This window comes from Nitrosopumilus zosterae (assembly GCF_025998175.1).
GTDB lineage: Archaea > Thermoproteota > Nitrososphaeria > Nitrososphaerales > Nitrosopumilaceae > Nitrosopumilus > Nitrosopumilus zosterae.
Genome location: NZ_AP026695.1, coordinates 1,483,323 through 1,505,841, shown reverse-complemented (window position 1 = coordinate 1,505,841; position 22,519 = coordinate 1,483,323). Strand labels below are relative to the sequence as shown.

The 22,519-nt window shown below is 34.4% G+C and carries 27 protein-coding genes and 3 tRNA genes; 18 read left to right on the top strand and 12 right to left on the bottom strand.

Translation table 11 applies throughout. The features are described 5' to 3' along the window. The first annotated feature begins 49 nt into the window (after window positions 1-49). The 5 genes from gins23 to OO712_RS09160 are packed head-to-tail and all read left to right on the top strand — an operon-like array spanning window position 50 to window position 5,991. Complete coding sequence (gene gins23 / locus OO712_RS09180) at window positions 50-571, top strand: DNA replication protein Gins23 (protein WP_109876520.1); 522 nt, start codon at window positions 50-52, stop codon at window positions 569-571. Beyond that, window positions 561-2,648: a minichromosome maintenance protein MCM gene (locus OO712_RS09175; RefSeq protein ID WP_109876519.1), complete on the top strand. Its 2,088-nt coding sequence runs from the start codon at window positions 561-563 to the stop codon at window positions 2,646-2,648. The genes gins23 and OO712_RS09175 overlap by 11 nt, the downstream gene beginning before the upstream one ends. After that, a complete protein-coding gene (locus tag OO712_RS09170; protein ID WP_109876518.1) occupies window positions 2,645-4,771 on the top strand; it encodes a DEAD/DEAH box helicase in 2,127 nt (708 codons plus the stop codon). The genes OO712_RS09175 and OO712_RS09170 overlap by 4 nt, the downstream gene beginning before the upstream one ends. Then, a complete protein-coding gene (locus OO712_RS09165) occupies window positions 4,772-5,764 on the top strand; it encodes an MraY family glycosyltransferase (RefSeq protein WP_109876517.1) in 993 nt (330 codons plus the stop codon). It abuts the gene before it with no gap. After that, a complete protein-coding gene (locus tag OO712_RS09160) occupies window positions 5,761-5,991 on the top strand; it encodes a hypothetical protein (protein ID WP_109876516.1) in 231 nt (76 codons plus the stop codon). The genes OO712_RS09165 and OO712_RS09160 overlap by 4 nt, the downstream gene beginning before the upstream one ends. Here OO712_RS09160 and OO712_RS09155 read toward each other — a convergent pair. From OO712_RS09155 to OO712_RS09130, 6 genes are all read right to left on the bottom strand, one after another. Then, a complete protein-coding gene (locus OO712_RS09155) occupies window positions 5,988-6,464 on the bottom strand; it encodes an acyltransferase (RefSeq protein ID WP_109876515.1) in 477 nt (158 codons plus the stop codon). The genes OO712_RS09160 and OO712_RS09155 overlap by 4 nt on opposite strands. 4 nt (window positions 6,465-6,468) lie before the next feature. Beyond that, window positions 6,469-6,738, bottom strand: a complete 270-nt coding sequence (locus tag OO712_RS09150; protein ID WP_109876514.1) for a Trm112 family protein — start codon at window positions 6,736-6,738, stop codon at window positions 6,469-6,471. Then, window positions 6,735-7,670, bottom strand: coding sequence for a Gfo/Idh/MocA family protein (locus OO712_RS09145; RefSeq protein WP_109876513.1), 936 nt, complete (start codon window positions 7,668-7,670; stop codon window positions 6,735-6,737). Before OO712_RS09145 ends, OO712_RS09150 begins: the two co-directional genes overlap by 4 nt. Beyond that, window positions 7,671-8,588 carry a branched-chain amino acid transaminase gene (locus tag OO712_RS09140; protein WP_109876512.1) on the bottom strand — a complete coding sequence of 306 codons (918 nt, stop codon included), beginning with the start codon at window positions 8,586-8,588 and terminating at the stop codon, window positions 7,671-7,673. 74 nt (window positions 8,589-8,662) lie between these two features. Then, the gene (locus tag OO712_RS09135) at window positions 8,663-9,277 is read right to left on the bottom strand and encodes a hypothetical protein (RefSeq protein WP_109876511.1); all 615 of its coding nucleotides are present in this window, start codon (window positions 9,275-9,277) and stop codon (window positions 8,663-8,665) included. Between the two features lie 66 nt (window positions 9,278-9,343). Further along, window positions 9,344-10,189, bottom strand: coding sequence for an FAD-binding oxidoreductase (locus tag OO712_RS09130; protein WP_109876510.1), 846 nt, complete (start codon window positions 10,187-10,189; stop codon window positions 9,344-9,346). A 124-nt stretch (window positions 10,190-10,313) separates the two neighbouring features. On the opposite strand from OO712_RS09130, the gene OO712_RS09125 reads away from it, so the two are divergent. Further along, window positions 10,314-10,387 (top strand) — tRNA-Ala (locus OO712_RS09125). Here the strand turns inward: OO712_RS09125 and OO712_RS09120 are convergent. Continuing rightward, the gene (locus OO712_RS09120; protein WP_109876509.1) at window positions 10,388-10,921 is read right to left on the bottom strand and encodes a HEAT repeat domain-containing protein; all 534 of its coding nucleotides are present in this window, start codon (window positions 10,919-10,921) and stop codon (window positions 10,388-10,390) included. 113 nt (window positions 10,922-11,034) lie between these two features. Between OO712_RS09120 and OO712_RS09115 the strand changes: the two genes are divergently transcribed. After that, entirely contained in the window at window positions 11,035-11,322 is a 288-nt protein-coding gene (locus OO712_RS09115; RefSeq protein WP_109876508.1) for an AlbA family DNA/RNA-binding protein, read from the top strand. A gap of 28 nt (window positions 11,323-11,350) precedes the next feature. Here the strand turns inward: OO712_RS09115 and OO712_RS09110 are convergent, their stop codons facing one another. Then, on the bottom strand, window positions 11,351-12,199 hold the full coding sequence (locus tag OO712_RS09110; protein WP_109876507.1) for an isocitrate lyase/PEP mutase family protein: 849 nt from the start codon (window positions 12,197-12,199) through the stop codon (window positions 11,351-11,353). A 278-nt stretch (window positions 12,200-12,477) separates the two neighbouring features. Further along, window positions 12,478-12,987 (bottom strand): PadR family transcriptional regulator, encoded by a 510-nt coding sequence (locus OO712_RS09105; protein WP_225866829.1) that lies wholly within the window; start codon window positions 12,985-12,987, stop codon window positions 12,478-12,480. Between the two features lie 91 nt (window positions 12,988-13,078). Here OO712_RS09105 and OO712_RS09100 point away from each other — a divergent pair, with 91 nt between their 5' ends. From OO712_RS09100 to OO712_RS09085, 4 genes are read left to right on the top strand one after another with little or no spacing between them, the layout of a single operon-like run. Further along, window positions 13,079-14,791: a succinate dehydrogenase/fumarate reductase flavoprotein subunit gene (locus tag OO712_RS09100; protein ID WP_109876506.1), complete on the top strand. Its 1,713-nt coding sequence runs from the start codon at window positions 13,079-13,081 to the stop codon at window positions 14,789-14,791. Next, entirely contained in the window at window positions 14,792-15,223 is a 432-nt protein-coding gene (locus tag OO712_RS09095; RefSeq protein WP_109876505.1) for a succinate dehydrogenase/fumarate reductase transmembrane subunit, read from the top strand. 1 nt (window position 15,224) lies between these two features. After that, window positions 15,225-15,569, top strand: a complete 345-nt coding sequence (locus OO712_RS09090) for a succinate dehydrogenase/fumarate reductase transmembrane subunit (protein ID WP_109876504.1) — start codon at window positions 15,225-15,227, stop codon at window positions 15,567-15,569. A gap of 1 nt (window position 15,570) precedes the next feature. Then, a complete protein-coding gene (locus OO712_RS09085) occupies window positions 15,571-16,338 on the top strand; it encodes a succinate dehydrogenase/fumarate reductase iron-sulfur subunit (protein ID WP_109876503.1) in 768 nt (255 codons plus the stop codon). Here OO712_RS09085 and OO712_RS09080 read toward each other — a convergent pair. Beyond that, on the bottom strand, window positions 16,335-16,658 hold the full coding sequence (locus OO712_RS09080) for a metal-sulfur cluster assembly factor (RefSeq protein ID WP_109876502.1): 324 nt from the start codon (window positions 16,656-16,658) through the stop codon (window positions 16,335-16,337). The two genes, OO712_RS09085 and OO712_RS09080, sit on opposite strands and share 4 nt — an antisense overlap. A gap of 49 nt (window positions 16,659-16,707) precedes the next feature. Between OO712_RS09080 and argH the strand changes: the two genes are divergently transcribed. Then, window positions 16,708-18,168 carry an argininosuccinate lyase gene (argH, locus tag OO712_RS09075; protein ID WP_109876501.1) on the top strand — a complete coding sequence of 487 codons (1,461 nt, stop codon included), beginning with the start codon at window positions 16,708-16,710 and terminating at the stop codon, window positions 18,166-18,168. A gap of 15 nt (window positions 18,169-18,183) precedes the next feature. Here argH and OO712_RS09070 read toward each other — a convergent pair. Beyond that, a tRNA-Lys gene (locus OO712_RS09070) sits at window positions 18,184-18,257 on the bottom strand. A 96-nt stretch (window positions 18,258-18,353) separates the two neighbouring features. On the opposite strand from OO712_RS09070, the gene OO712_RS09065 reads away from it, so the two are divergent. The 6 genes from OO712_RS09065 to OO712_RS09040 all read left to right on the top strand — a co-directional run bounded on the left by OO712_RS09065 (window position 18,354) and on the right by OO712_RS09040 (window position 21,655). After that, a tRNA-Asp gene (locus OO712_RS09065) sits at window positions 18,354-18,431 on the top strand. Between the two features lie 275 nt (window positions 18,432-18,706). Further along, a complete protein-coding gene (locus OO712_RS09060; RefSeq protein WP_109876500.1) occupies window positions 18,707-19,009 on the top strand; it encodes a hypothetical protein in 303 nt (100 codons plus the stop codon). Window positions 19,010-19,289: 280 nt separating this feature from the next. Beyond that, on the top strand, window positions 19,290-19,646 hold the full coding sequence (locus OO712_RS09055) for a response regulator (RefSeq protein WP_160049196.1): 357 nt from the start codon (window positions 19,290-19,292) through the stop codon (window positions 19,644-19,646). Between the two features lie 16 nt (window positions 19,647-19,662). After that, window positions 19,663-20,067, top strand: coding sequence for a response regulator (locus tag OO712_RS09050; protein WP_160049195.1), 405 nt, complete (start codon window positions 19,663-19,665; stop codon window positions 20,065-20,067). Window positions 20,068-20,394: 327 nt separating this feature from the next. Beyond that, complete coding sequence (locus tag OO712_RS09045; protein WP_109876497.1) at window positions 20,395-20,997, top strand: response regulator; 603 nt, start codon at window positions 20,395-20,397, stop codon at window positions 20,995-20,997. Window positions 20,998-21,019: 22 nt separating this feature from the next. Continuing rightward, on the top strand, window positions 21,020-21,655 hold the full coding sequence (locus OO712_RS09040) for a helix-turn-helix domain-containing protein (protein WP_225866828.1): 636 nt from the start codon (window positions 21,020-21,022) through the stop codon (window positions 21,653-21,655). A gap of 145 nt (window positions 21,656-21,800) precedes the next feature. Here OO712_RS09040 and OO712_RS09035 read toward each other — a convergent pair whose 3' ends face one another. Next, entirely contained in the window at window positions 21,801-22,481 is a 681-nt protein-coding gene (locus tag OO712_RS09035; RefSeq protein ID WP_109876496.1) for a winged helix-turn-helix domain-containing protein, read from the bottom strand. Window positions 22,482-22,519: the final 38 nt, after the last annotated feature.

Genomic DNA, 22,519 nt, shown 5'->3' with positions numbered 1-22,519 from the left:
ATTGATCGATCCGATACTTGAGGATCTAAAAGAGGATAAGTAGTCTCGCATGGAAATTGATAAAGTAGAAAAAGTTCATAGTATTGGATATCGCCTAAAGGATGCTAAATTCACTGTAAATCAGGATTTTAAATTTAATGTGGCAGGTGTAAAAATTGATGCAACTCAGGGTGATACTGATAATATTCCACGGTGGGTAGGAAAGATTCTATCTGATAATAACTTGGGTGTACTGGATTCTCCTGATATGATTACTGAATTAAAACAAGCACTGTCAAAAGAAAAAATGGTTGGAGAGTATCAAATATCTACACTTGATCCACATTTTTACATAAAATTAAGAGAGTCTATGAAAGAACTGAATCGTGATGATTTTGATAAAGTTGAAAGCATGATGCTAGAATTATTTAGAATGAGAAGAGGAAAACTAGTAAAGACGGCAGACTCTATCAAACTGAATTCTGAATTATATAACAAACTAACTGTTGAAGAAAATATCTTTTACCAAACTATCTATGATAACAGCAAAGAGTTTGAAAAACAAATCACTGGGGGCTTAAATGAGCAGTAAACAGGCTAGTACTTTTACAGATTCTGCCTTGTCAGATAAAGTAAAAGAATTCCTGACTAGATTCAAAGATAAGAATGGTGTCTACAAGTATGTAGATGCAATCGATGAGATGATGCCAAAAAATGCAAAATACATTATCGTTGATTATAATGATTTGGTAGTAGAACCACAAATTGAAGTAATGTTTTCTAAAAATCCTGATAGGATATTTGATGCATTCTCTAGAGCAATCAAAGAAGCATTACAAACTAGATTTCCTGATTATGCAGAAAAAATCAAAGATGAAGTTCGTGTAAGATTAATTAATTTCCCACTAGAGCGAAGTCTAAGACAAATCAATGCTGAAACAATTGGACACATTACAAGTGTTTCAGGAATGGTAGTTAGAGCATCAGAAGTAAAACCACTTGCCAAAGAGCTGGTCTTTGTATGCCCTGATGAACATACAACAAAAGTAATTCAGCTAAAGGGAATGGATGTTAAAATTCCTGTTGTGTGTGATAATCCAAATTGTAAACAGAGAGATTTTGAGTTAAAACCTGAAGCAAGCAAGTTTATTGATTTTCAAATACTTAGATTACAGGAACTTCCTGAGGATTTGCCTCCTGGTCAACTTCCTCATTATATTGATGTCACAATTAGGCAGGATTTAGTAGATAATTCAAGACCTGGTGATAGAATTATTCTTACTGGTGTAGTTAGAGTAGAACAAGAGTCTGTTGCAGGAATTCAGCGAGGTCACAGCGGATTATATCGATTAAGAATTGAGGGAAATAATATCGAATTTTTGAGTGGTCGTGGTTCTAAAACTGATAGAAAAATAGGAAGAGAAGAGATTTCACCTGAGGAAGAAAAAATGATCAAAGCTCTCAGTCAAAGTTCTGATGTATATCAAAGACTAATTGATTCATTTGCACCACACATTCAAGGACAGTCATTAATCAAGGAATCTATTTTGCTACTCATTGTAGGTTCTAATCAGAGATTACTTGGCGATGGAAGTAAGATTAGAGGGGACATTAACGTATTTCTAGTTGGGGATCCTGGTACTGCAAAAAGTGAGATGTTAAAATTCTGTGCAAGAATTGCACCACGAGGTTTGTATACTTCAGGTAGGGGTTCAACTGCTGCAGGACTTACAGCTGCCGTAGTTAGAGATAAAACAGGAATTATGATGTTAGAAGCTGGTGCAGTAGTTCTAGGGGATCAAGGTCTTGTAAGTATAGACGAATTTGACAAGATGAAGCCAGAAGACAGAAGTGCATTACACGAAGTAATGGAACAACAGTCAGCGAGTATTGCAAAGGGCGGTATTGTTGCGACACTAAATGCTCGAACTTCAATCTTAGCTGCTGCAAACCCCATGTATGGAAAATATGATCCTTTCAAAAATATCACTGAAAATGTAAATTTGCCAATTCCATTACTTACAAGATTTGATTTGATCTTTGTTGTAAGAGACATTCCAACTAAAGAAAGAGATGAAAAGATTGCAAGACACATTATACAAAGAAACACCACTCAAGGAACCGATAAAAAATCTGTTATTGAGGTTGATTTACTTACAAAGTACCTATCCTATGCAAAACGCGGTATTCCTGAATTAACCAAAGAAGCAGAAGAAAAAATTCTGTCGTATTACCTTCAAATGAGAAATGTAGAATCTGAAGAAATGATTACTGTGACTCCAAGACAACTAGAAGGAATTATTCGACTTTCTACTGCACGAGCAAGATTGCTCATGAAAGACAAGGTAGAAGAAGAAGATGCTGAGCGTGCAATATTCCTTATTCAAAGCATGCTTCAAGATGCCGGTGTTGATGTGAATACTGGAAAGGTAGACCTTGGAGTATTACAAGGAAAGCCACGAAGTGAAGTTTCAAAGATGCAACTATTCATGGATGTTCTAAAAAGTCTTGAAGGAGACAACAAAGTTCCAGTTGAAGAAAGAGCATTTGTCAAAGAACTTGAAAAGAGTGAAAAATTCACAGAAGAAGAGGCAAGAAACTATATCCGAAGAATGCTCAGAGAAGCATCTATTTATGAATCAAAACCCGGTCACTATAACCGAGTATGAAAATTGAGCAACTAGATCTTCCAAAATCAGCAATTGATTTTTTACAATCACAAGGTTTTGAAAAATTATATCCGCCACAAGCAGATAGTGTAGAGTCTGGATTATTATCTGGAAAAAATATTCTAGTTTCTGCTCCAACAGCAAGTGGAAAGACTCTGATTGCAATGCTTGCCATGATTAGTTTTCTTTCTAAAAATGACGGTAAAGTGATTTATCTTAGTCCTTTGCGAGCATTAGCGGCTGAAAAGTTTTCAGAATTTAAAAAATTAGAAAAAGTTGCGTTAGGAAAAAAAATCAAAGTTGGAATTTCAACTGGTGATTTTGAAAATATTGAGAAAAATCTTGAGAAAAGCAATGTCTTAATTCTGACAAATGAGAAGATGGATTCAATTATTAGACATGGTGTTGAATGGGTTGAAGAAATTGGATTGGTGATTTCTGATGAAGTGCATTTGATTGGAGATGAAAGCAGAGGTCCAACACTTGAAATAATTTTGACACAGCTAAAACTATTAGATACAAAGCCTCAACTTGTAGGACTTAGTGCAACAATTACCAATTCTGATGAGATTGCAGATTGGCTAAACTGCAAACTAGTAAGAAATGACTGGCGACCAGTACCTCTCTCTGAAGGAGTATGTGATGGTGGTGAGGTTACTATGAGTGATGGTAAGACCTTTGAAGTTGAGCGGAGTTTACGTGGAACGCCAATTGATTTAGGCGTGCAATCAGTACAACAAGGTGGTCAATCATTGGTATTTGCTGAAACCAGGACTCGCTCAAAATCCCTTGCTACAAAAGCTGCTGATGCTATATTTCAGATTCTAAAAAAAAATGAATTGACTGAATTAGAAAAAACATCAAAAAAAATTCTATCTGAAAATGAGCATACAGAATTAGTAAAAACATTAGCACACCTTGTAAAAAAAGGAGTTGCATTTCATCATGCAGGACTGAATCAAAAATGCAGAGAGATAATAGAGACTGAATTTAGGAAAGGCACAATCAAACTATTGTCCTCGACTCCAACTTTAGCTGCAGGTGTAAATCTTCCTGCAAGAAGAGTTGTGATTTCAAATATTAATCGATATAATGCAAAAGTTGGTGCAAATAGACCTATTAGTATTCTGGAATACAAACAACTTTGTGGCAGAGCTGGTAGACCACAATATGACGATTTTGGCGAATCAATAATTGTTGGAAATGGAAACACTGATGATCTTATAGAGTATTACATTAATGGGGAACCAGAACCAATAATTTCAAAGATTACCGATGATAAATCTCTGCGAACACATATACTTAGTGTAATAGTGACACACCCTGGAATTAAAAAAGAAGAAATTTTGGAATTCTTTTTGCAAACGTTGGGGGGACTACAATCAAGAAAACCCACTCTGAAATTTGCGATTGACATATCTCTGCGTTTTCTTTCTAGCAAATTTTTGATAATCAAAAAAGGTGAACGATACGCAGCTACTGAGTTTGGCAAAAAAACATCAATGTTGTACATTGATCCTTTAACTGCTACGTATTTTAGAGATGCAATTGAAAACGTATCTCAAGAAAGAAAACACACGTTCGGATTTTTGCATTTGATTACAAATTGCGATGAATTTTTTCCAAAATTTTCATTACGCCAAAAGGATTATGAGTCAGCAAGCTTGATGATAGAAAATAACTCTTCAGAATTACTTGAACCAATTTCTGAGTATGACTGCTCACGAAGCCTTTTGGCCTTACAGTCTTGGATTACCGAATCTTCTGAATTATCTTTGTCTGACAACCTTGGAATAGAGTCAGGAGACATGCATAGGATGGTTGAAAATGCCAATTGGCTATCATATTGCCTTAGGGAAATTTCAAAACATGTTGAAAGAGCAGATTTGCTTGAAGAATTAGCCGATCTGAGAAATAGAATTGTCTATGGAATTCGAGAGGAGTTATTGGACCTAGTTAAAGTCAAAGGAATTGGAAGGGTGAGAGCAAGAGTTCTATTCAAACATGGGATAAAGAATCTGGATGATTTGGCCAAAATTCCTGTAAATAAATTGGCAGAAATTGATAAAATTGGTTCAACCATAGCGGATAACATAAAGACGGAGTTACGAAAGGTTAGATAATTGATTGAATTAATACTTCCTGTAATAGTTTCATGCTTTATTGCATTTTTTCTAGTTTTTGTAATGACTCCTCCACTGATTAAATTTCTTGAAAAAAGAAATCTTACAGTCAAAGATATGAACAAGAAAGAGGACGTGATGGTTGCAAGACCTGGTGGAATATCTATTATTGTGGGAATTATTGCATCTGAAATTACACTTTATGTATTTTTACAGGCAAATGAAATTCTTGCGATAACTATTACCACATTTGCAGCTTTTCTAATAGGATACGTTGATGATAGAAGAGTTATGGGTGGATGGTTTAAACCCATAGCGCTTGGAATTGCAGCAATTCCAATAATTGTTTTTGGTGCATATGATTCAGATCTTGCTTTTCCTCTATTTGGAACTGTTCAAATCCCAGCATTATATCTTGGATTAATAATTTTCATGATCCCTATTACTGGTAATACAATTAATTCAATTGATGTTCTAAATGGAGTTGCAAGTGGCTTTATGGTAATTGCTAGTTTTTCATTATCATTATGTTTGTTTATAATTCAAAATTATGAAATTGCAATCATAAGTCTGCCACTTGGATTTGTTTCTCTAGCATTTTACAAATACCATAAAATCCCAAGCAAAATTTTTCCTGGTGATTCTGGTGCACTAACTCTTGGTGCAATGTACGGAGCAATTGCAATCGTTGGTGGCGTTGAAATAATTGCAGCAGTAGCACTGCTGCCTGCAGTGATCAACTCCTTTTTGTTTCTGTCAAGTGTAAAACGTATAGTTGAACATAGACAAATCAAAGGAAAACCTGTAGAGCATACTGATGATTTTAAACTAAAAGCAACTGATGACAAAACCGCACCTGTAACTCTGGTGAGATTAATTCTCGCTGGAGGTCCACTAACTGAAAAACAGGTTGGATTTGCTATCTTTAGACTGGCTATTTTTTCAGGAATTTTGGCAATAATTACGGCATTTTTGATGGGAGTGTCTCTTTGAAATCTGATCTGTTTGGATTCTTGTTTGCAATGTGGATTCTGATTCTTCTTGGAGGTGGAATTCTTGTTACAATTTTAGGCCCAATCTCAATTACTGGTTATGGAGAATTTAGTCTGTTTATAGCATCAATCATCAAAGCTATAGTTGCTATTGTTCTTGTTGTAGTTTGGATTCTAATATTATCAAAACTGAAAAATTGGATATTTAAAAAAGAAATTAAATCTTAACCTTCTTTCCATTTTCTTTGTTTCTTGTCGTATTCTCCTCTGCTGTATCTTATCGTAGCAGGAGAACCAATTACCACAGAATTTTCAGGAACATCTCTTGTTACGACTGCTCCCATTGCAACAACGCTGTTCTTTCTTACAGTGACACCAGCTTTGATTACTGCTCTTGCACCAATTATTACATTATCCTCAATTGTAACTCCAATCATTTTATCGCACATTGGATAAGGATCATTTGTAAGGGCTGCTGCTGGACCTATGAAAACATTCTTTCCAATTCTAGATAATGGTGGAATGTACGCTTGTCCTTCTATCTTTGTGTTTTCACCAATCTTTACATCATAATCAATATGTGCAAGAGATCCAATTTTGACATTGTCTCCAATCTCTACATTATCCCCCACATATGAAAAATGCCAAATCTGCACATTTTGACCTATTTTTGCTTTATCTGAAATGAAATTTGTAACCATTGTCTCACAAGTGCCATGGATTTCCCTGCGTAATAATTTTTTCAGGTAATTCTTTTTTGTAATTTTTTAGGAAATCCATCTCTTGCTTTTTGTCCCTTAATTCATCTGGAAGCATGATTGGAATACCTTCTATAATAGGATAAAATCTAGAACATTTTTCACAAAATAACGCACCTTCTGAAATTACGTTGTCTTTTTCTTCAATTTCGAATAATTCTAACGGATGATTTTTGTCAATTGGGCATGCTAAAATATCCATCATTGTTTTATTCATTTTAAATCCAGATAAATTGGAATTCCCTTTAAACTAGATAAGAGTGCCGCTTCTGCGATTTTTGTCACATTTACAGCTTCTTGTGATTTTACAATATGCTCATTTTTGCCCTCGATTGCTCCAAGGAAACTTTGAATTTCTAGTAATAATGGCTCTTGTTTCTCATTTTGAATAGTTTCATTATGATTGTCTTTTTCTACAATAATCTCTTGGGTGATAAAATCTGATGAAATAATCGCATCTGTACATACTGCATTGAATTTTCTAACTTTTTTGGGTGTAATCCAATTTGATGAAATTATTGCGACTCTGTCATCTTTGTATCCTAGCATTATGCTTGCAAAATCTTCATGTTCATGTTTAATTTTACCTGCCCTTGCAAAAACTACGTGTGGCATGTCATCAAACAACCAATTAGCAGTATCAATATCGTGAACTGATGTGTCATAAATTATTCCAACATCTTTGATATGTAGAGGCATTCTATTTTCACGATGAAATTCTAACATTACTAAATCACCAAATTTTTTTCCTTTCACCAATTTTTTCACTTCATCTACTGCTGGATTAAATCTCTCTATGTATCCACATGTGAGAATAACTTTGTTCTTTTCTGCAAGTTTAGCAAGTAATTCGCCATCCTCCGATTTGTAGGTCATTGGTTTTTCTACAAAAACATGTTTTTTTGCCTCTAACAATTTTTTTGCAATTTCAGTATGAGTAGATGTTGGTGTTACCACAAACGCACCATCAAATTCCTCAGAATTTAGCAATTCATCTAATGAATCATAATGCTTTACAGAATACTTATCTCCGTATTCTTTACTTTTTTGAGGGTTTGCATCACAAATTGCTGAAAGAACTCCTAGTTGAGATAAAATTCTAGTGTGATTTTTCCCCCATCCTCCTGTCCCAATTTGAACAATTTTCATTTAGTACACTTCCGTTAGCCAATGAGAATAATCGCCATTTTTGTTCATAACTATGTCTGTATATTCCTGCATCATTTTCTTTGTAATGTCGCCTGGTTTGCCATTACCGATCTTTTTTGCATCCATTGATATGATAGGTGTGATTTCAGCTGCTGTTCCCGTAAGAAAAATCTCTTCTGAAATGATCAGTTCACTTCTAGTAACATCTCTTTCTATAACATCGATATCCAAATCTTTTGCAATTTTGATAATTGCATCGCGTGTAATTCCTTCAAGTGCAGATGATGATAATGCAGGTGTTACTAGTTGTCCTTCTCTTACAATGAAGACATTTTCTCCTGGTGCTTCACTCACATTTCCATTATGATCAAGTAAAATTGCTTCATCAAAACCATTTCTTTTTGCTTCTTGAGTTGCAATGATTGAATTCAGATAATTCCCACCCATTTTTGCTTGTGGCGGTGTAGACATGTCTGAGAATTTTCTCCAAGATACAACTCCTGCAGTAATTCCGTTTTTGTTAAATAAATCCCCAAAAGGAAATGTAAAAATTGCAACATTTGTTGGAGCCTTTTCAGTAACATGGAGATTGATCCCATAATCGCCTACAAAGTAAAACGGTCTTATGTAACATGATTTTTTGATTGTGTTCTTCCTACAGATCCCAACAATGGCATCCGTGATTTCTTTATCTGAAAAATTCAATGAGATGTTGTAGAATTGTCCTGATCTTCTAAATCGTTTTACATGCTCATCTAGTCTAAAAACATAAAGGTTTTTTCCATTCCAATAACCTCTAATTCCTTCAAATATTGATGTCCCGTAGTGAATTGCGTGTGTAGTAATTGGCACTTTTGCCTTTTCAGTAAGGGTATATTCTCCATCAAACCATACATATTTTGAAAGTGGAAGTTTCATAAGAAAATTTTACTTGATGTGTATTAATCTATTTTCAATTATTCATATTTCACTAATTTAGTAATTGGAAAAAATCACTTTGAACTATTCTTTGACCACCCTTCTTTGGGAAATTTCATTCCTACTACACGGGTAGTCAAATCTTCAGAATTTGAAAATCTCTCAACTGTTTCCCACTCTTCTTCAATTATCTTGGCAATACTTTCTGGAACGTATTCTTTCCATGAAGATTCTTTTCCAAGAGCTGCATCATATAATTTCTCTTTAACAGATGCAGCTGAAAGGGATTTTCTCTCTCCTACTTTGGGATTTAATCTGTATATTTTTAGCATGTATCCCTCTGCTTTGTCACCAGTATACGAGAAAAAATCCCCTTGAACTCCTCTGAGAATTTGTTTTCGTAGTTGCCATGATTTTGGTGCTAGTAACGGTGGCATGTATTTCTTAAACGGTGCAAAAAAAGCATAATCATCTGTTATTTGAATTGAATCTCCAAAAACTGACAAAAGCATTTTTTTCCTGATTTCAAAATTAAATGGAAAACTTTTACTGTTAATCTCCTTGTCTCCATCTCTGAAGACAACTGGCATTACCTTGACTGTGTCTGCCTCTCTTTTTAGGTCAGAAATTATTTCTACATGAGCATTAGTCACTGGATTAAGATGTGCAAGATATAATGCTGTAATCAAATTAGTTTTCTTAGATAGATCTCATATTTCAATGATTGATTTTTAGAGAATCTTCTTTTTTTAAAATCATCCGTAAGATTCGTATTTGACTTCAAAGCTTCCGTCTTCGCGTTTATCATGTTCTGTTACAAAGCCTTTTGGTTTTAGGAAATCCATTACTCCATCAATTGTTCCCTGCCAACCACAAACATAAAACATTGTATTTTCTTTTGTGATTTTATCGCCGATTAATTCTTCTAGTGGTGACATTCCATTGTCTCTAGGTCTTAGGAATGTCTCAACTCTGCCAACTTGACCTGCCCATGATCTGTTAAACCATTCTTGCGGTCTACTGATGGCTGCTCTATATTTAAAATTCCATTCATCCTTGCCTCTTGCAATACTTTCATTTTCAAGACCAGTAAGCAAATCTTTGTAACTTAATTCATCAACATAACTTGCGCCATGCAAAACAATGATCTCTCGTTTATCTCCTATATCGTGAAGATGTTGCGCATAGCTAACAAATGGTGCAAGACCAGTACCACCACCGATACAAATAATTCTCCTGTTGTCTTTTTCTCCATTTGGAAGTTCTTCATTAATTAACAACGCTCTGCCTGTAGGCTTTAACCAAAGAATCTCGTCTCCTTCTTTTGTATTAAATATCTGCGTAGTTAATCTTCCGGGAAGGGGTTTTCTTACCCACCTAATTACCAGCTCAATGTAATCTCTATTTTCTGGATGAGATGCAATAGAATATGCACGTCTAACAATTTTTCCACCTTCTGCAGGATTTGGTAATCCTAGTGTGATAAATTGACCGGCTTGATAATCTGGAACTGGTCCTTCTTTTGGAACTAATCTAATTATTACAAGATCTTCTTTTAGTAATTGTACATAGGTGACAGTCGCTTTGTTATCTACTACCATAACGATTGAATCATCATTCTCGAGGTTAAATATATTGTGTTAATTTCATAGGTAGATTTCAATAAAACCGCTAAACGTTAATAACCAATTTGAAAAATCTTATTCAATCAGATTTCTGATTATTGGGCCGGTCGTCTAGTCTGGTAGGATAGGTGCATGGCATGCATCGGATCAAGGGTTCAAATCCCTTCCGGTCCACTATTTTAATTTAGAAATTAATTTTTCCATTTCCAAATCTTTCAGTTTGTTGATTTCATTTCTCTTGTCTTCTGGAATTGAAATTTTTAGATCAATAATTGCTTGAAGAGCACTTTTTCTTACTTCTAAATTTGAATCTAAAAGAGATTGAAGAAAAATTTCCTTATCTTCCTTTGCCTTGAGATGTCGTAACGCGCCTATTGCACATGATCTAACCATAGAACTCTCGTCTTTGACCCGTTTTACTATTTCTGGAATTGCCTCTATTTCATTTCTGTTTGCTAATACTAGTAATGCAAAACCTCTGATATTTTTACTGGTAGAATTCAAACTTTTAATCAAAAAATTTGAAATCTTATTTTTATTTAATACGAGGGAACCAAATGCTTCTCCTCTTACTTGAATATCCTCATCATCTAACTTTGAAATAATTTTTTCTAAAATTGTTGGATTGTCTGTTTTGTCTAGCGTTTCTAAAATTTTGATTTTTTCTTGACTATTTCCTGATTCTAAAACTTTTGAAATATTTTCCAAGTTCTTAAGAAATCCTCGTTTCTGGTTAATATTAGTTAGAATTTTTCAATATTTTTCATCAAATTCCAAAAAACACTTTTAGCTTTAAATTATCCTTAAATAGTAAAAATTCTATGTCAAACGAAGCCAGAGACACCATATTCATTGGTAAGAAACCATTGATGGCATATGTTACATCAACGCTAATTCAATTGGCAAACTTACCATCCGTCAACATCAAAGCTAGAGGACTCAGCATAGGCCGTGCTGTAGATGTAGCTCAAATCATTGCAAGAAAAACTGAAAATGCAGGCTACTCTATCGGAGAAATAAAAATTGGCTCTGAATCACTAGAGTCCCAAGACGGTAGAACCAGAAACGTTTCAACAATAGAAATTGAAGTAAAGAGAAATACAGCATAACTGTATGCTTTACTTGAAATTTTTTCTTTTATTCTCTCTTTGAAAATCCATACTTTTTTTCCATCTTTCTAAACTTTGGTAATTCTACAAGATCATTGAATTGATCAAAATTAACCACTTTTTGTTTGAATTTCGTAGTGGAACCTGATTTCTTTAACTCTTGTAAAATATTCATTGTTGCAAATGTATTGGCAAACAATACTGATAGTGGATACAGTATTATTTTAAATCCCATTTTGTTTAACGCTTCGGCTGAACTTAGCGGTGTAGCTCCTCCTTCAATCATGTTTGCAACAAGTGGTGCTTTGATTGCTTTTCCAATTTTTTTCATTTCATCTAATGTTTTAGGCGCTTCAATAAACACTGCATCAGCTCCTGTTTTTTTATTTTGAATCCCTCTCTCTATTGCAGCATCTAATCCTTCGGTTGCTCTGGCATCCGTTCTTGCAACAATGATGAAGTCTTTACTTTCTCTTGCATCAATTGCAGCACCTAGTTTTTCTGTATATTCTTCTTGTGGAATGACTTCTTTTCCTTGCATATGCCCACATCTCTTAGGCCATCGCTGATCCTCTAGAAATATTCCAGATGCTCCTGAGGATTCTAATTCTTTTACCAACTTCCAAACACTTAGTGCATTTCCATAGCCCGTATCTGAATCAACAATTACTGGAACTGAAACTGCTCTACATATTCTTCTTGCATTATCCACTGTTTCAGATGCGCCAATAAATCCATAATCTGGCATTCCAAACAAGGTTGCTGATGTGCCATATCCTGTTTGGAACATTGCATCAAATCCAACTTTTTCTACAATCTTTGCACCTATTGCATCATAAACTCCTGGAATTACAAGTGGTTTTTTTGATTTAAACATACTTTTCAAATTTTTCATAATTGTGTTCTCTTGATGAATTATTTATCATTTTAAAAATAATCTCAACTATCACACATCTTTTGTTTCGGGCTTGATTTTAACACCAGTTAAAATAATGGTTGAATCAATAATTACATTAATTCCAATATTTGGAATTAACTGTATCTTTTGATGTTATTTGCTACAATTAATAATGCCTATGAACCAAAAATTATGAATTTTTGTTTAGTAAGAATCATGGATTTCTAAAAAATAGATTAATTTACTTTTCAAAAATATCATTCTATTTTGATCTCTTTTCCTTTCTTTGATCTTTTTTCCTCTATTTTTTTTAATTCGTCTTGAAGGAATTTCTTATATTTTTGAGTTTCATCATCAGTCATATTTGTTAAATTTGAACTTAGAATTGATCCCATCGTAGAGATCTTTTCTAACAAATCTAATGCAACAAATCTTCCTACATTTCCCAATCTAAAAAGAACCTCTAGCTGTTTTTTTACAATGTCATTGATTTTATCTACATCTGCAGCAGTGTCTAGGCCTTTTTTTGTTAGTTTGTATTTTCCATCTTTTGTTTCATCAATTAGTTCTTCATCCAATAATCTTCCCAACAATGGATAGATCAATCCTGGGGATGGTTTCCATATTCCATTGCTTTGTTCTACCGCATAGTCTATAATCTCCTTGCCCGTGATTTCCTTCTTTTTCAATAATTCTAAAATGAAATATCTAGAAAATCCTCTTGGAACTGAGCTACCTACTCTCTGAAACCATTCAGAAATCATCATTATTAATATCACTAGTGATATATTTTAAATTTTTGGCTCATGCCTGACAATTACTACATATTTAACTCACCTCAAGAAAGTTTGTCTAAAAATGGTCGATTCAATAGAATTTGATTTAATTATTTGTGGTTCAGGTCTTGCAGGTCTGAGAGCTGCAATATCTGCTGCTAAAAAAGGACCTCATCTCAAAATTGGGGTTGTTTCAAAGGTACAAGTTATGCGTTCTCATTCTGTCTCAGCTGAGGGAGGCACTGCTGCAGTTCTATTTGAGGACGAAGGCGATACAATTGAATCTCATGTTTATGATACTGTTAAAGGAAGTGACTTTCTTGCAGACCAAGATGTTGCTGAAAGACTTTGTGTTGAAATGCCACAACAAATTCATCAGTTAGATCATTGGGGAATGCCATGGTCTAGAAGACCCGATGGCAGAATTGATCAACGAAATTTTGGAGGATATAGTTTTCCAAGAGCTACATATGCATCTGATAAAGTAGGTTTCTTTGAAATGCAGACATTGTATGACACATGTCAAAAATTTGAAAATATTGAATATCTCAACGAATGGTTTGTAACATCAATCATACATGATGGAAAACGTTTCATGGGAGTAACTGCTATTGAATTATCTTCAGGAACATTTTACACTATTAAGGGAAAGGCTCTCATCATTGCAACTGGTGGTGCTGGACGATTGTATAGTTTCTCGACTTATGCACTTTCATCTACCCCTGATGGCTTGGATATGGGATTGCGTGCTGGTATGGCACTCAAAGATATGGAGTTTGTACAATTCCATCCAACAGGAATTATGCCATCGGGAATTTTAATTACAGAGGGTGCAAGAGGAGAAGGCGGTTATCTTCTAAATAACAAAGGAGAACGATTTATGAAAAATTATGCTGCAGGAAAAATGGAATTAGCTCCTCGTGATATTGTATCAAGATCAATTATGACAGAAATTCAAGAAGGACGTGGATTCAAACATGAAACAGGTGTTGATTGCATGAAACTTGATTTGAGACATATTGGTGATGAAAAAATCAAAGAGAAACTAGGTGGTATTAGAGAAATATCCATCAAGTTTTCTGGTGTTGATCCTGCTACAGATTTACTTGACATTAGACCTGTTTGCCATTATATGATGGGTGGGCTTCATACTGATATTGATGGTGCAACAGAAATCCAAGGCGTTTGGGCTGCTGGAGAGGCAGCATGTAATAGCGTTCATGGCTCTAATAGATTAGGTGCAAATTCCACGTCTGAGTGCATTGTTTGGGGAAAAATTACAGGCGAATTGGCTGCAGAATATGCAATGAATAATACATCATCAAATCCTTGGCCACATCACTTAGTTGCAGCAGACGAAAAGAGAATCTACGATGGAATATTTCGTGGAAATGGGGATGTAAATCCATATGAAATTAGACAGGAATTAACTGATACAATGAATGAAAAAGCCTATGTTTATAGAAATGAAACTGATCTAGTTGCAGGTCTAAAGAAAATTCGCGAACTAAAAACAATGACTTGGAAACACGTTGATGATAAAGCAAAAGAGTACAATACCAATTTTGTAAATGTGATGGAACTCGATTCCATGTTTAGGGTAGCAGAGATTGTTTTACTTGGCGCAATTAATAGAAAAGAATCTCGTGGTGCACATGCAAGAACTGATTATACTAAACGTGATGATGCAAACTTTTTACATCATACCCTAGCTTACTATGATCCAAACGAACCAATTATGAAAACACATCCTGTAACAATTACAAAATATCAGCCCGTGGAGAGGAAATATTAGATGACTGAAGACGAACACAAAGAAGGAATCAAAGGAATGGCTAATCCTAGCCGTTATGGAATTGAAAGAGTAGCTTATTGGTTAATGCGGCTAAGTGGATTAGGACTATTGGCATATTTTGTGGCTCATATTTATGAAACAAGTAATATTCTAAGAGGACAAGTAGGATGGGATGAATTTCTTGAATTAACTCAAACTACTGAAGGACACATTTTCTTGGCAATTGTAATAGCAATGTGTGTATTTCATACAGTTAATGGAATTAGAGTAATGCTGGGACATGGAGGTATTGGTGTAGGAAAGCCTGCAAGACCTGATTATCCATATGATCCTGCATCCCAAAACTACAGACACAAAATAGGCATCTATTCTGCAATAGTTCTTGCAGCAATTGCTATGATGTACGGACTAGCGGTAATGTTTGGTGAATAATATGAGAGAAAGCACAATTATGAAAATTCATTATGGGACTGCCTTGGCAGCTGTGGCTCTAGTTGCAGTACATGTTTTAATGCGACTTACGATGGGCTTTGCAGAGTCTTTAGAATATGAATCCGTTATTGCAAACTACAAATTTATTCCATACGCTGCAATGTTAGAATTAATTCTCATTCTACTTTCAATTCATGGATTTAATGGATTACGAGTTATTTTATTGGAATTAAAACAAGGCCAACTTTATGAAAAAGCTGTTTCATATGGTTGCTTAGCCGCAATGTTTGGTTTAATAGCATATGGCTCAAGAACAATTATTATGACTAATATGGGGATGATATAAGATGGCACAAGTATCTCATATTGCAAATGAACAAACATCAACGCCGATATCTTCATCAAAATCAGTTACACTTAGAATTGCGAGATATAATCCGGAACACGATGATTCAAGTAAATTCATGGAGTTTACGATTCCATATGAAAGATGGACTACAGTTTTGGAAGCTATTCTTGAAGTCAAAAAACATCTTGATCATTCTGTAGCAGTTCGTTATTCATGTAGACAAGCCACTTGTGGTTCATGTGGAATGATGATTAATGGGAAACCTAGATTGGCATGTTTTACAAAAATCAGTGAACTAAATTCTGATGTTATCACAGTCGAACCTATGAATAATTTTCCAATTATCCGGGATCTTGCAGTAAAATTTGAACGATTATTTGATACTCATCATAAAATCAAACCCTATCTAATTCGAGATGATGCAGATCTAGTATCTGATGAACGGGAATTTTTACAATCTCCTGAAGAAGTTGAACAATACATACAATTTGCAAACTGTATAAAATGTGGATTGTGTAACTCTGCATGTCCAACCATGGCAACCGATTCCTCTTTTGTTGGGCCTCAGGCATTAGCTCAAGCATATAGATATGTTGCAGATAGCAGAGATAAAGGAAAAGACTCTAGACTGAAAATTATTGATGAATCTCATGGTATCTGGAGATGTCATTTTGCTGGCTCATGTAGTCAGGTATGTCCAAAAGGCGTTGACCCAGCAATGGGCATTCAATTACTTAGAGGCTACCTGCTCGGTTTTAGAGGCTAGCCTGATTTTTTTGGATTTGGACTATTGTTAACTTGGTTGTTAATCTGTTCTGCCATAAAGTGATTTGAAACATTCACTTTCACATCATCTACACCATCCACTTTCAATAAATTATCGTGAATATCCTGACAAATCTTAAAACCAAATACTGCAGGACAGAATGGACTGGTAAGATGCAAATCCACTTTGACGTTGTCATTATTGATATCTACTTCATCAATTAATTCTAATTCTACAATTGATGTATTGATTTCTGGATCTACAATCTTTGATAATTCATCGAAGATTTTCACTCTAAGCTGTTTGATATCTTGACTCATGTGGGCAAAAGCGTCGATGCTATATATAACCATTCTAGAACCTTAGATAATGTATCGTTCACGTCTTGGTACTGATTTGAGTGATATAACTTTAGATTATGTTTCATCAATTAATGATGATTCTGAAATTGCTTATTATGATATTATTGGAAGTCAAGCTCACACTTTGATGTTATATCAAAATAACATAATTACAAAAAATGATGCAAAAAAGATCTTATCAGCATTGAATTTTTTAAAAAATGAAAAATTTGATGTATCATCAGGAGCAGAAGACATTCATGAATTAATTGAATCACTAGTTATCAAAAAAGCTGGTATGGCAAGCGGTGGCAAGATGCATACTGCAAGATCACGCAATGATCAAGTTTCTTTAGATATTAGAATGAAAATTAGAGATGATATTAACATCATTTGTAGTTGTCTTTTAGATGCTATTGAAGCACTAGTTTCGGTTGCTAAAAATCATCAAAAAACAATCATGCCTCTTTACACTCATCTTCAGCAAGCTCAAGCTGGTTTGTTTTCTCATTATCTTTTAGCCCATGCAGATGTCTTATCTAGAGATTTTCAGAGACTTTATGGAACATTTGAACGAGTAAATCAAAGTCCACTTGGTGCGGGACCTGTTGGTGGGACAAGTATTCCTATTGATAGACATAGTACAGCAAAGATGCTTGGTTTTGACGATGTCATTGAAAATTCTATTGACGCAACAAGTACGCGTGATTTTGTAGCTGAATACATTGCAATGATTTCAATTTTGATGACCAATCTAAGCAAGATGTCTGAGGATTTTGTAATTTGGTCAACATCTGAATTTTCTTTTATTGAGCTTGCTGATGAATTTACGTCTCCCTCTAGTGTTATGCCCCAAAAGAAAAACCCAGATATTTTAGAATTAACCCGCGGTAAAACATCTGAGATTATTGGTAATCTTACTGCAATACTTACGACAATCAAAGGTTTAGCATCTGGTTACGGACGTGATTTACAACAGATTAAATCTTCTATTTGGTCAACATCAAAAATATCCATCAGTGCATTGTTGATACTAAAATCTATACTCCTTACTTTGAAAGTAAATGAAAAACAAATGAAAAAAGTTACTGAATCAAGTAATCTTATTGCGCTTGATATTGCTGAAAAATTAGTTAAGGAAGGAATTCCTTTTAGAGTGACTCATCAAATTTCAGGATCTTTAGTCCAGATGGCTTACCAATCAAAAAAACCCATCTCAAAATTAACTCCCGATCAAATAAAAAAATCTGTGTCTGATACTAAGGTTGATCCAAAACTTGTATCGAAAATCATCGCAAATACCACCGTTGTTTCTTCTTTGAAGGATAGAAAATCGTTTGGATCTTCGGGATATGATGAACAAAAAAGAATGATTTCTGACAGAACTCACAAGATTAATCAATATAGAATCGATGTCACTAAAAGAGAAAATAAAATCAGTTCTGCTATTGAATCATTGACAAAACAAATCAATGAAATTATTGAATAAAATAAAGAAAAGTAGCGGGTCTAAAGGGATTCGGACCCTTGACAACCGGATTAAAAGTCCGGTGCGCTACCTGGCTGCGCCATAGACCCTCATCAAAAATGCTTTTCGTGTATAATTTAGTCTTTTACAAAATTTTTTGTTGTGACAGAAACTTTTAATCTGGCAATTTTGTTCAAACAACTTGTGCCCTTGTAGTATAGCCCGGTCTAGAATTCGGCCCTGTCACGGCTGAGACGCGTGTTCAAATCCCGCCGAGGGCGCCATCAATTCTCCTTAGATCCCTACTCATGATATTGAATTGTTGAGCCAAAAACCATCAAATTTTGCGAATATCGGTATTTATTACTATGACAAGAGAATATTGCGAACCATGATTCTACTTGACAAGTAACTATTGCAATAAAACATCGATCTATTGAACAGTGTATAAAAACAAGATTAACATGCAGAAACAATGGCCACATACAGCTTTCATATTTGAAAACTATTAATGAAAAATATCTATGTACTTTATAAGTAATTTAGAAGAAGAAGTGATGTGTCTGCAATAAATAACAGATCTGATAAAAAATCAAGTAAAAACACTACCTTCATCATTGCCGGAGTCATTGCGTTAGGATCTAGTCTTCTTTTTGCATATTTGATGTTCTATACTGCACCTGAACACAATATGGAGATGGTCAAGGTAATTGCAAATACTGAAAGTGGTTGTATTGCTGAAACTATGGATGGCTTTGCAGTAAATATTGGCGCTTGTAATGCAGAACCAGGCAAATATGTTAATGCATTAGTTGATCAAAAAACAAAAGAACGCGCTGCCTTGATGAATCCTACAAATTAATTTTTTTGCAATTTTTTTTGTATTATTCCCTTATCTGCTGTTCGTACGTAAAATTTACTCATAATCAATCTGCAACGTAAATGTTTGAAACCAGACGGATTATTATTGTAGAATGGGGGGGGTATTTTGGCCAATAAAATCTAATGTTTGTGTTGTGTAAACTTCCAAGAATATAATATCATATGAGTCTAATAAAATTTTAATATTGTTTGGATTTTTTATACAGACACAATATCATGTGGTAGTAACATCATAATAATTCATGGGATTGAGTGCTTTAGTGGTAGATGACTCTAAATTCATGAGAGAAAGCATTAGAGAGACACTATCCTATTTGAAAATTGGCTCAATAATTGAGGCTAAAAACGGCATTGAAGGAGTCAGGGCTTTTATTAAGCACAGGCCATCTTTGGTGACACTTGACTATGAGATGCCAGGCCTAAACGGCATTGAGACTGCAATAAAAATTCGAGAAATCGACAAGAATGTAATGATGATAATTGTCACATCCATCAAATCAAATATGATAGCAGTAAAAAGCGGAAAGATTCCAAATCTAGGATATGTTACAAAACCCATAGATCCAATCATGATCAAAGAAGCATTATCTAAACTACAGAAACAGGATGTTAATTGATGTGGAAAAAATGAGCATGAAAACAATGAATCCGTTACGATTTTGTAAAATTCTCATAGTTGATGATTCAGCATATATGCGAACGTTCATTAAAAGAACCCTTAGTGATGCACAAATCGGAAGCAGATATTATGAGGCAAATGATGGAAAAGAAGCAATTTCAAAATATGTTGCTTTCAAACCTGATGTAACAATAATGGACATCATAATGCCCAATGTTGATGGAGTAAAAGCTTCAATGGCCATAAACCACTATGATCCTAATGCAAAAATCATTGTAATATCTGCAAAAGAAAATAAAGAAACAGTAGAAGATGTAGTTAAGAAAGGAGGCGCAAAGGACTATATCCTCAAACCATGCGATTCAAGTGCAATTGTAATGTCTGTATCAAAGCAAATAGTAATGAACAGACACAGGTAATAATTGCCTTGAAACCACTGAATAATTCTATTTCAGATGGTGTCACTAATACCTGCGATTGATCTAAATATGGACGTCTGTATTGTATTTTATGCCATTTAGTCCGCCAGACAGATGCAAAGCCAAGTGCGCTGATGATGAAAAAAGATGCTTGTTATATGAAGGACACACTATATCGCATTACTTTGGAAATAAAAAACCTCTTACTCAATTTTGATTTCTTATTGATATAGATAACTGTTAACATAATATAATAATGTGACACAATAAAGTATGAATATAACATGTTAACATTATATATGATGACTGGCTGGAGAAAACTGTACAATGGTTAGCTGTATTGTAATAGATGATGATCAAAATACCGTGGATCTGTTTTGCGAACTATTATCTATGATCAAAGTAGATGTTCTTGCCAGGGGATATGATGGCAGGGATGCGGTCAAATTGTATGAAAAACACGTGCCTGACATAGTTTTTACAGATTTGCAGATGCCTGCATATGACGGATTGTATGCAGTTGAGAATATCAAAGACAAATACCCAGATGCGAAGATAATCATGGTTACAGGAGACATTAATGCCACAGAATCTGAACTTCTTGAATCGTTAAATGTGCATGTAATTGACAAACCATTTGATATCCATACAATAAAACAAACAGTAACAGATGTTCTTCTTGATGAAGATAGCAAATCATCAATTAAGATTCAATATATGTTCAAAGAGGATGATTCCGTTTACTCTTGTGTGGTAACCTATGAGCAATACAAGAATTTGAAAATATTGCCAATAATCCAAGAATGTAAAATCATAGGACCTGGACAAAACAGTCTTGAATCATATACAGCAAGTATGCAAAAAGCACTGGATTTGGCATGCAAAAACAATACGACGAACATTCGTAAATTATCGGAGATTGTAGGTTGATTTTAAACAGAGGAGAATTAATATGAAAGTATTACCTAATGAAGGTATGTCTGGCGTGGATTCCCTTCTTGCAGAATCACTAGAAAGAATAATTCGAGACAATTTAGGTGAGAATACTTCTCGCAAGATACAGGATAGACTATTTGAAAAATTTGGCATATCTATTACTTCTGCAATGAGAGAATTTGACAAGATAGACTACGTTTTGAGGGAATTTTTTGGAGCAGGCGCAGCGGGTCTGGAAAAAAAATTCCTCAAGGAGATTTGTAGTATCAAATCGAACAAAGACAAGTCTGAGAAGAGATTTGCAATATCTGATTCAAAAATCAGCCAATCAATCGTAAAGGCGTTCTGTGATGATGAAATGTCAAAAATTCTCAACGCATCAATTGGGGAGCCATGGACAATTTCTGAAATCATTGAAAAACTAAACCTTCCTAGAACATCAGGATACAGGAAAATCAATTTCCTCATAGAGCAGGGATTACTTGTAAAAACTGGATTTGGCTTTACAGGAAACAGAAGAGCGGTAGACAAATACAAATCATTGTTTGATAATGTGAACATTGATTTTAACAACAAAGTTACAGTCAATGTTCAATTTACTCCAGAAGTTATCAGAAATAGTTCTATTCTCCAGATTGTTTATGGCGAATAAATGAAATCAATGTATGGCAGTTTTAGAGGGAAATTTAATCTTGTTTCCTTGTTTATTATTTGTACATAAAATTTACTCATGAGCAATCTACGACGTTAGTGTACAGAAATTATTTTTTGTGTATTCATATAATGATCAGTTCCAACTAGTTGTACTTTGCAGCGTTTAATTTTTGTTTGATTATTAACTCAATTATCAATCCTGAAACTATGACTGAAAGAACTACAACTACAGACAATAAAACCCCAATTTGCGGATCAGATGAGCTTGATGGTAATGCATCTTGTATATTTTCTGACTGTTCAGGGATTGAACGCATCATCATAGACTCTGATGATTCAGATATCTTAGATGATACCTTGGATTGTACTACTGGAATACTAGTTTGATTTTGAAGAAATTGTGATGAAAACCATGCTGCAATTGAGACGCCCCCAAGTGTTGCAAGTCTATGAATTCTTGTAAAGGAATTAAACAGTGATTTACTTTTCTTTGCAGATTGGGTCATGGCAGTAGGAAGAATCACAATTGCAAATTTGTCAATTGTGTAATATTTCATGTCATGTGATTTTGAGTTTTTTCCAACATTTGTAATCTTTATCACTTGAGCTGATTGCATTTTTTTTAAATGGTGTATTACCAGTGGCAAAGACATTTCTGTTCTCTGTGCTATTTGGTTTGCAGTAAGTGATTCATTAAACAAAATCTTGAGAATATTTCTACTCGAATCGGATGACAATATTTCTCCAATTGTTTTTAATTTTTCATCTTCCGTAGATAAAATATCTACCCTGTCTGATAAATCTGGAATATCATCCGAATTCATTGAACCATTGTTATTCTAATTTGTGTTATTAAGATTTC

What these genes read in the sequence shown, in the direction of transcription:
- OO712_RS09130 (WP_109876510.1), bottom strand. Translation starts at nt 10,189, where the DNA reads ATGGTAGTAGATAACAAAGCGACTGTCACCTATGTACAATTACTAAAA.
- gins23 (WP_109876520.1), top strand. Translation starts at nt 50, where the DNA reads ATGGAAATTGATAAAGTAGAAAAAGTTCATAGTATTGGATATCGCCTA.
- OO712_RS09115 (WP_109876508.1), top strand. Translation starts at nt 11,035, where the DNA reads ATGTCAAACGAAGCCAGAGACACCATATTCATTGGTAAGAAACCATTG.
- OO712_RS09105 (WP_225866829.1), bottom strand. Translation starts at nt 12,987, where the DNA reads ATGATGATTTCTGAATGGTTTCAGAGAGTAGGTAGCTCAGTTCCAAGA.
- OO712_RS09140 (WP_109876512.1), bottom strand. Translation starts at nt 8,588, where the DNA reads ATGAAACTTCCACTTTCAAAATATGTATGGTTTGATGGAGAATATACC.
- OO712_RS09035 (WP_109876496.1), bottom strand. Translation starts at nt 22,481, where the DNA reads ATGAATTCGGATGATATTCCAGATTTATCAGACAGGGTAGATATTTTA.
- OO712_RS09095 (WP_109876505.1), top strand. Translation starts at nt 14,792, where the DNA reads ATGACTGAAGACGAACACAAAGAAGGAATCAAAGGAATGGCTAATCCT.
- argH (WP_109876501.1), top strand. Translation starts at nt 16,708, where the DNA reads ATGTATCGTTCACGTCTTGGTACTGATTTGAGTGATATAACTTTAGAT.
- OO712_RS09050 (WP_160049195.1), top strand. Translation starts at nt 19,663, where the DNA reads ATGAAAACAATGAATCCGTTACGATTTTGTAAAATTCTCATAGTTGAT.
- OO712_RS09085 (WP_109876503.1), top strand. Translation starts at nt 15,571, where the DNA reads ATGGCACAAGTATCTCATATTGCAAATGAACAAACATCAACGCCGATA.
- OO712_RS09110 (WP_109876507.1), bottom strand. Translation starts at nt 12,199, where the DNA reads ATGTTTAAATCAAAAAAACCACTTGTAATTCCAGGAGTTTATGATGCA.
- OO712_RS09045 (WP_109876497.1), top strand. Translation starts at nt 20,395, where the DNA reads ATGGTTAGCTGTATTGTAATAGATGATGATCAAAATACCGTGGATCTG.
- OO712_RS09090 (WP_109876504.1), top strand. Translation starts at nt 15,225, where the DNA reads ATGAGAGAAAGCACAATTATGAAAATTCATTATGGGACTGCCTTGGCA.
- OO712_RS09155 (WP_109876515.1), bottom strand. Translation starts at nt 6,464, where the DNA reads ATGGTTACAAATTTCATTTCAGATAAAGCAAAAATAGGTCAAAATGTG.
- OO712_RS09100 (WP_109876506.1), top strand. Translation starts at nt 13,079, where the DNA reads ATGGTCGATTCAATAGAATTTGATTTAATTATTTGTGGTTCAGGTCTT.
- OO712_RS09080 (WP_109876502.1), bottom strand. Translation starts at nt 16,658, where the DNA reads ATGAGTCAAGATATCAAACAGCTTAGAGTGAAAATCTTCGATGAATTA.
- OO712_RS09150 (WP_109876514.1), bottom strand. Translation starts at nt 6,738, where the DNA reads ATGAATAAAACAATGATGGATATTTTAGCATGCCCAATTGACAAAAAT.
- OO712_RS09175 (WP_109876519.1), top strand. Translation starts at nt 561, where the DNA reads ATGAGCAGTAAACAGGCTAGTACTTTTACAGATTCTGCCTTGTCAGAT.
- OO712_RS09170 (WP_109876518.1), top strand. Translation starts at nt 2,645, where the DNA reads ATGAAAATTGAGCAACTAGATCTTCCAAAATCAGCAATTGATTTTTTA.
- OO712_RS09040 (WP_225866828.1), top strand. Translation starts at nt 21,020, where the DNA reads ATGAAAGTATTACCTAATGAAGGTATGTCTGGCGTGGATTCCCTTCTT.
- OO712_RS09145 (WP_109876513.1), bottom strand. Translation starts at nt 7,670, where the DNA reads ATGAAAATTGTTCAAATTGGGACAGGAGGATGGGGGAAAAATCACACT.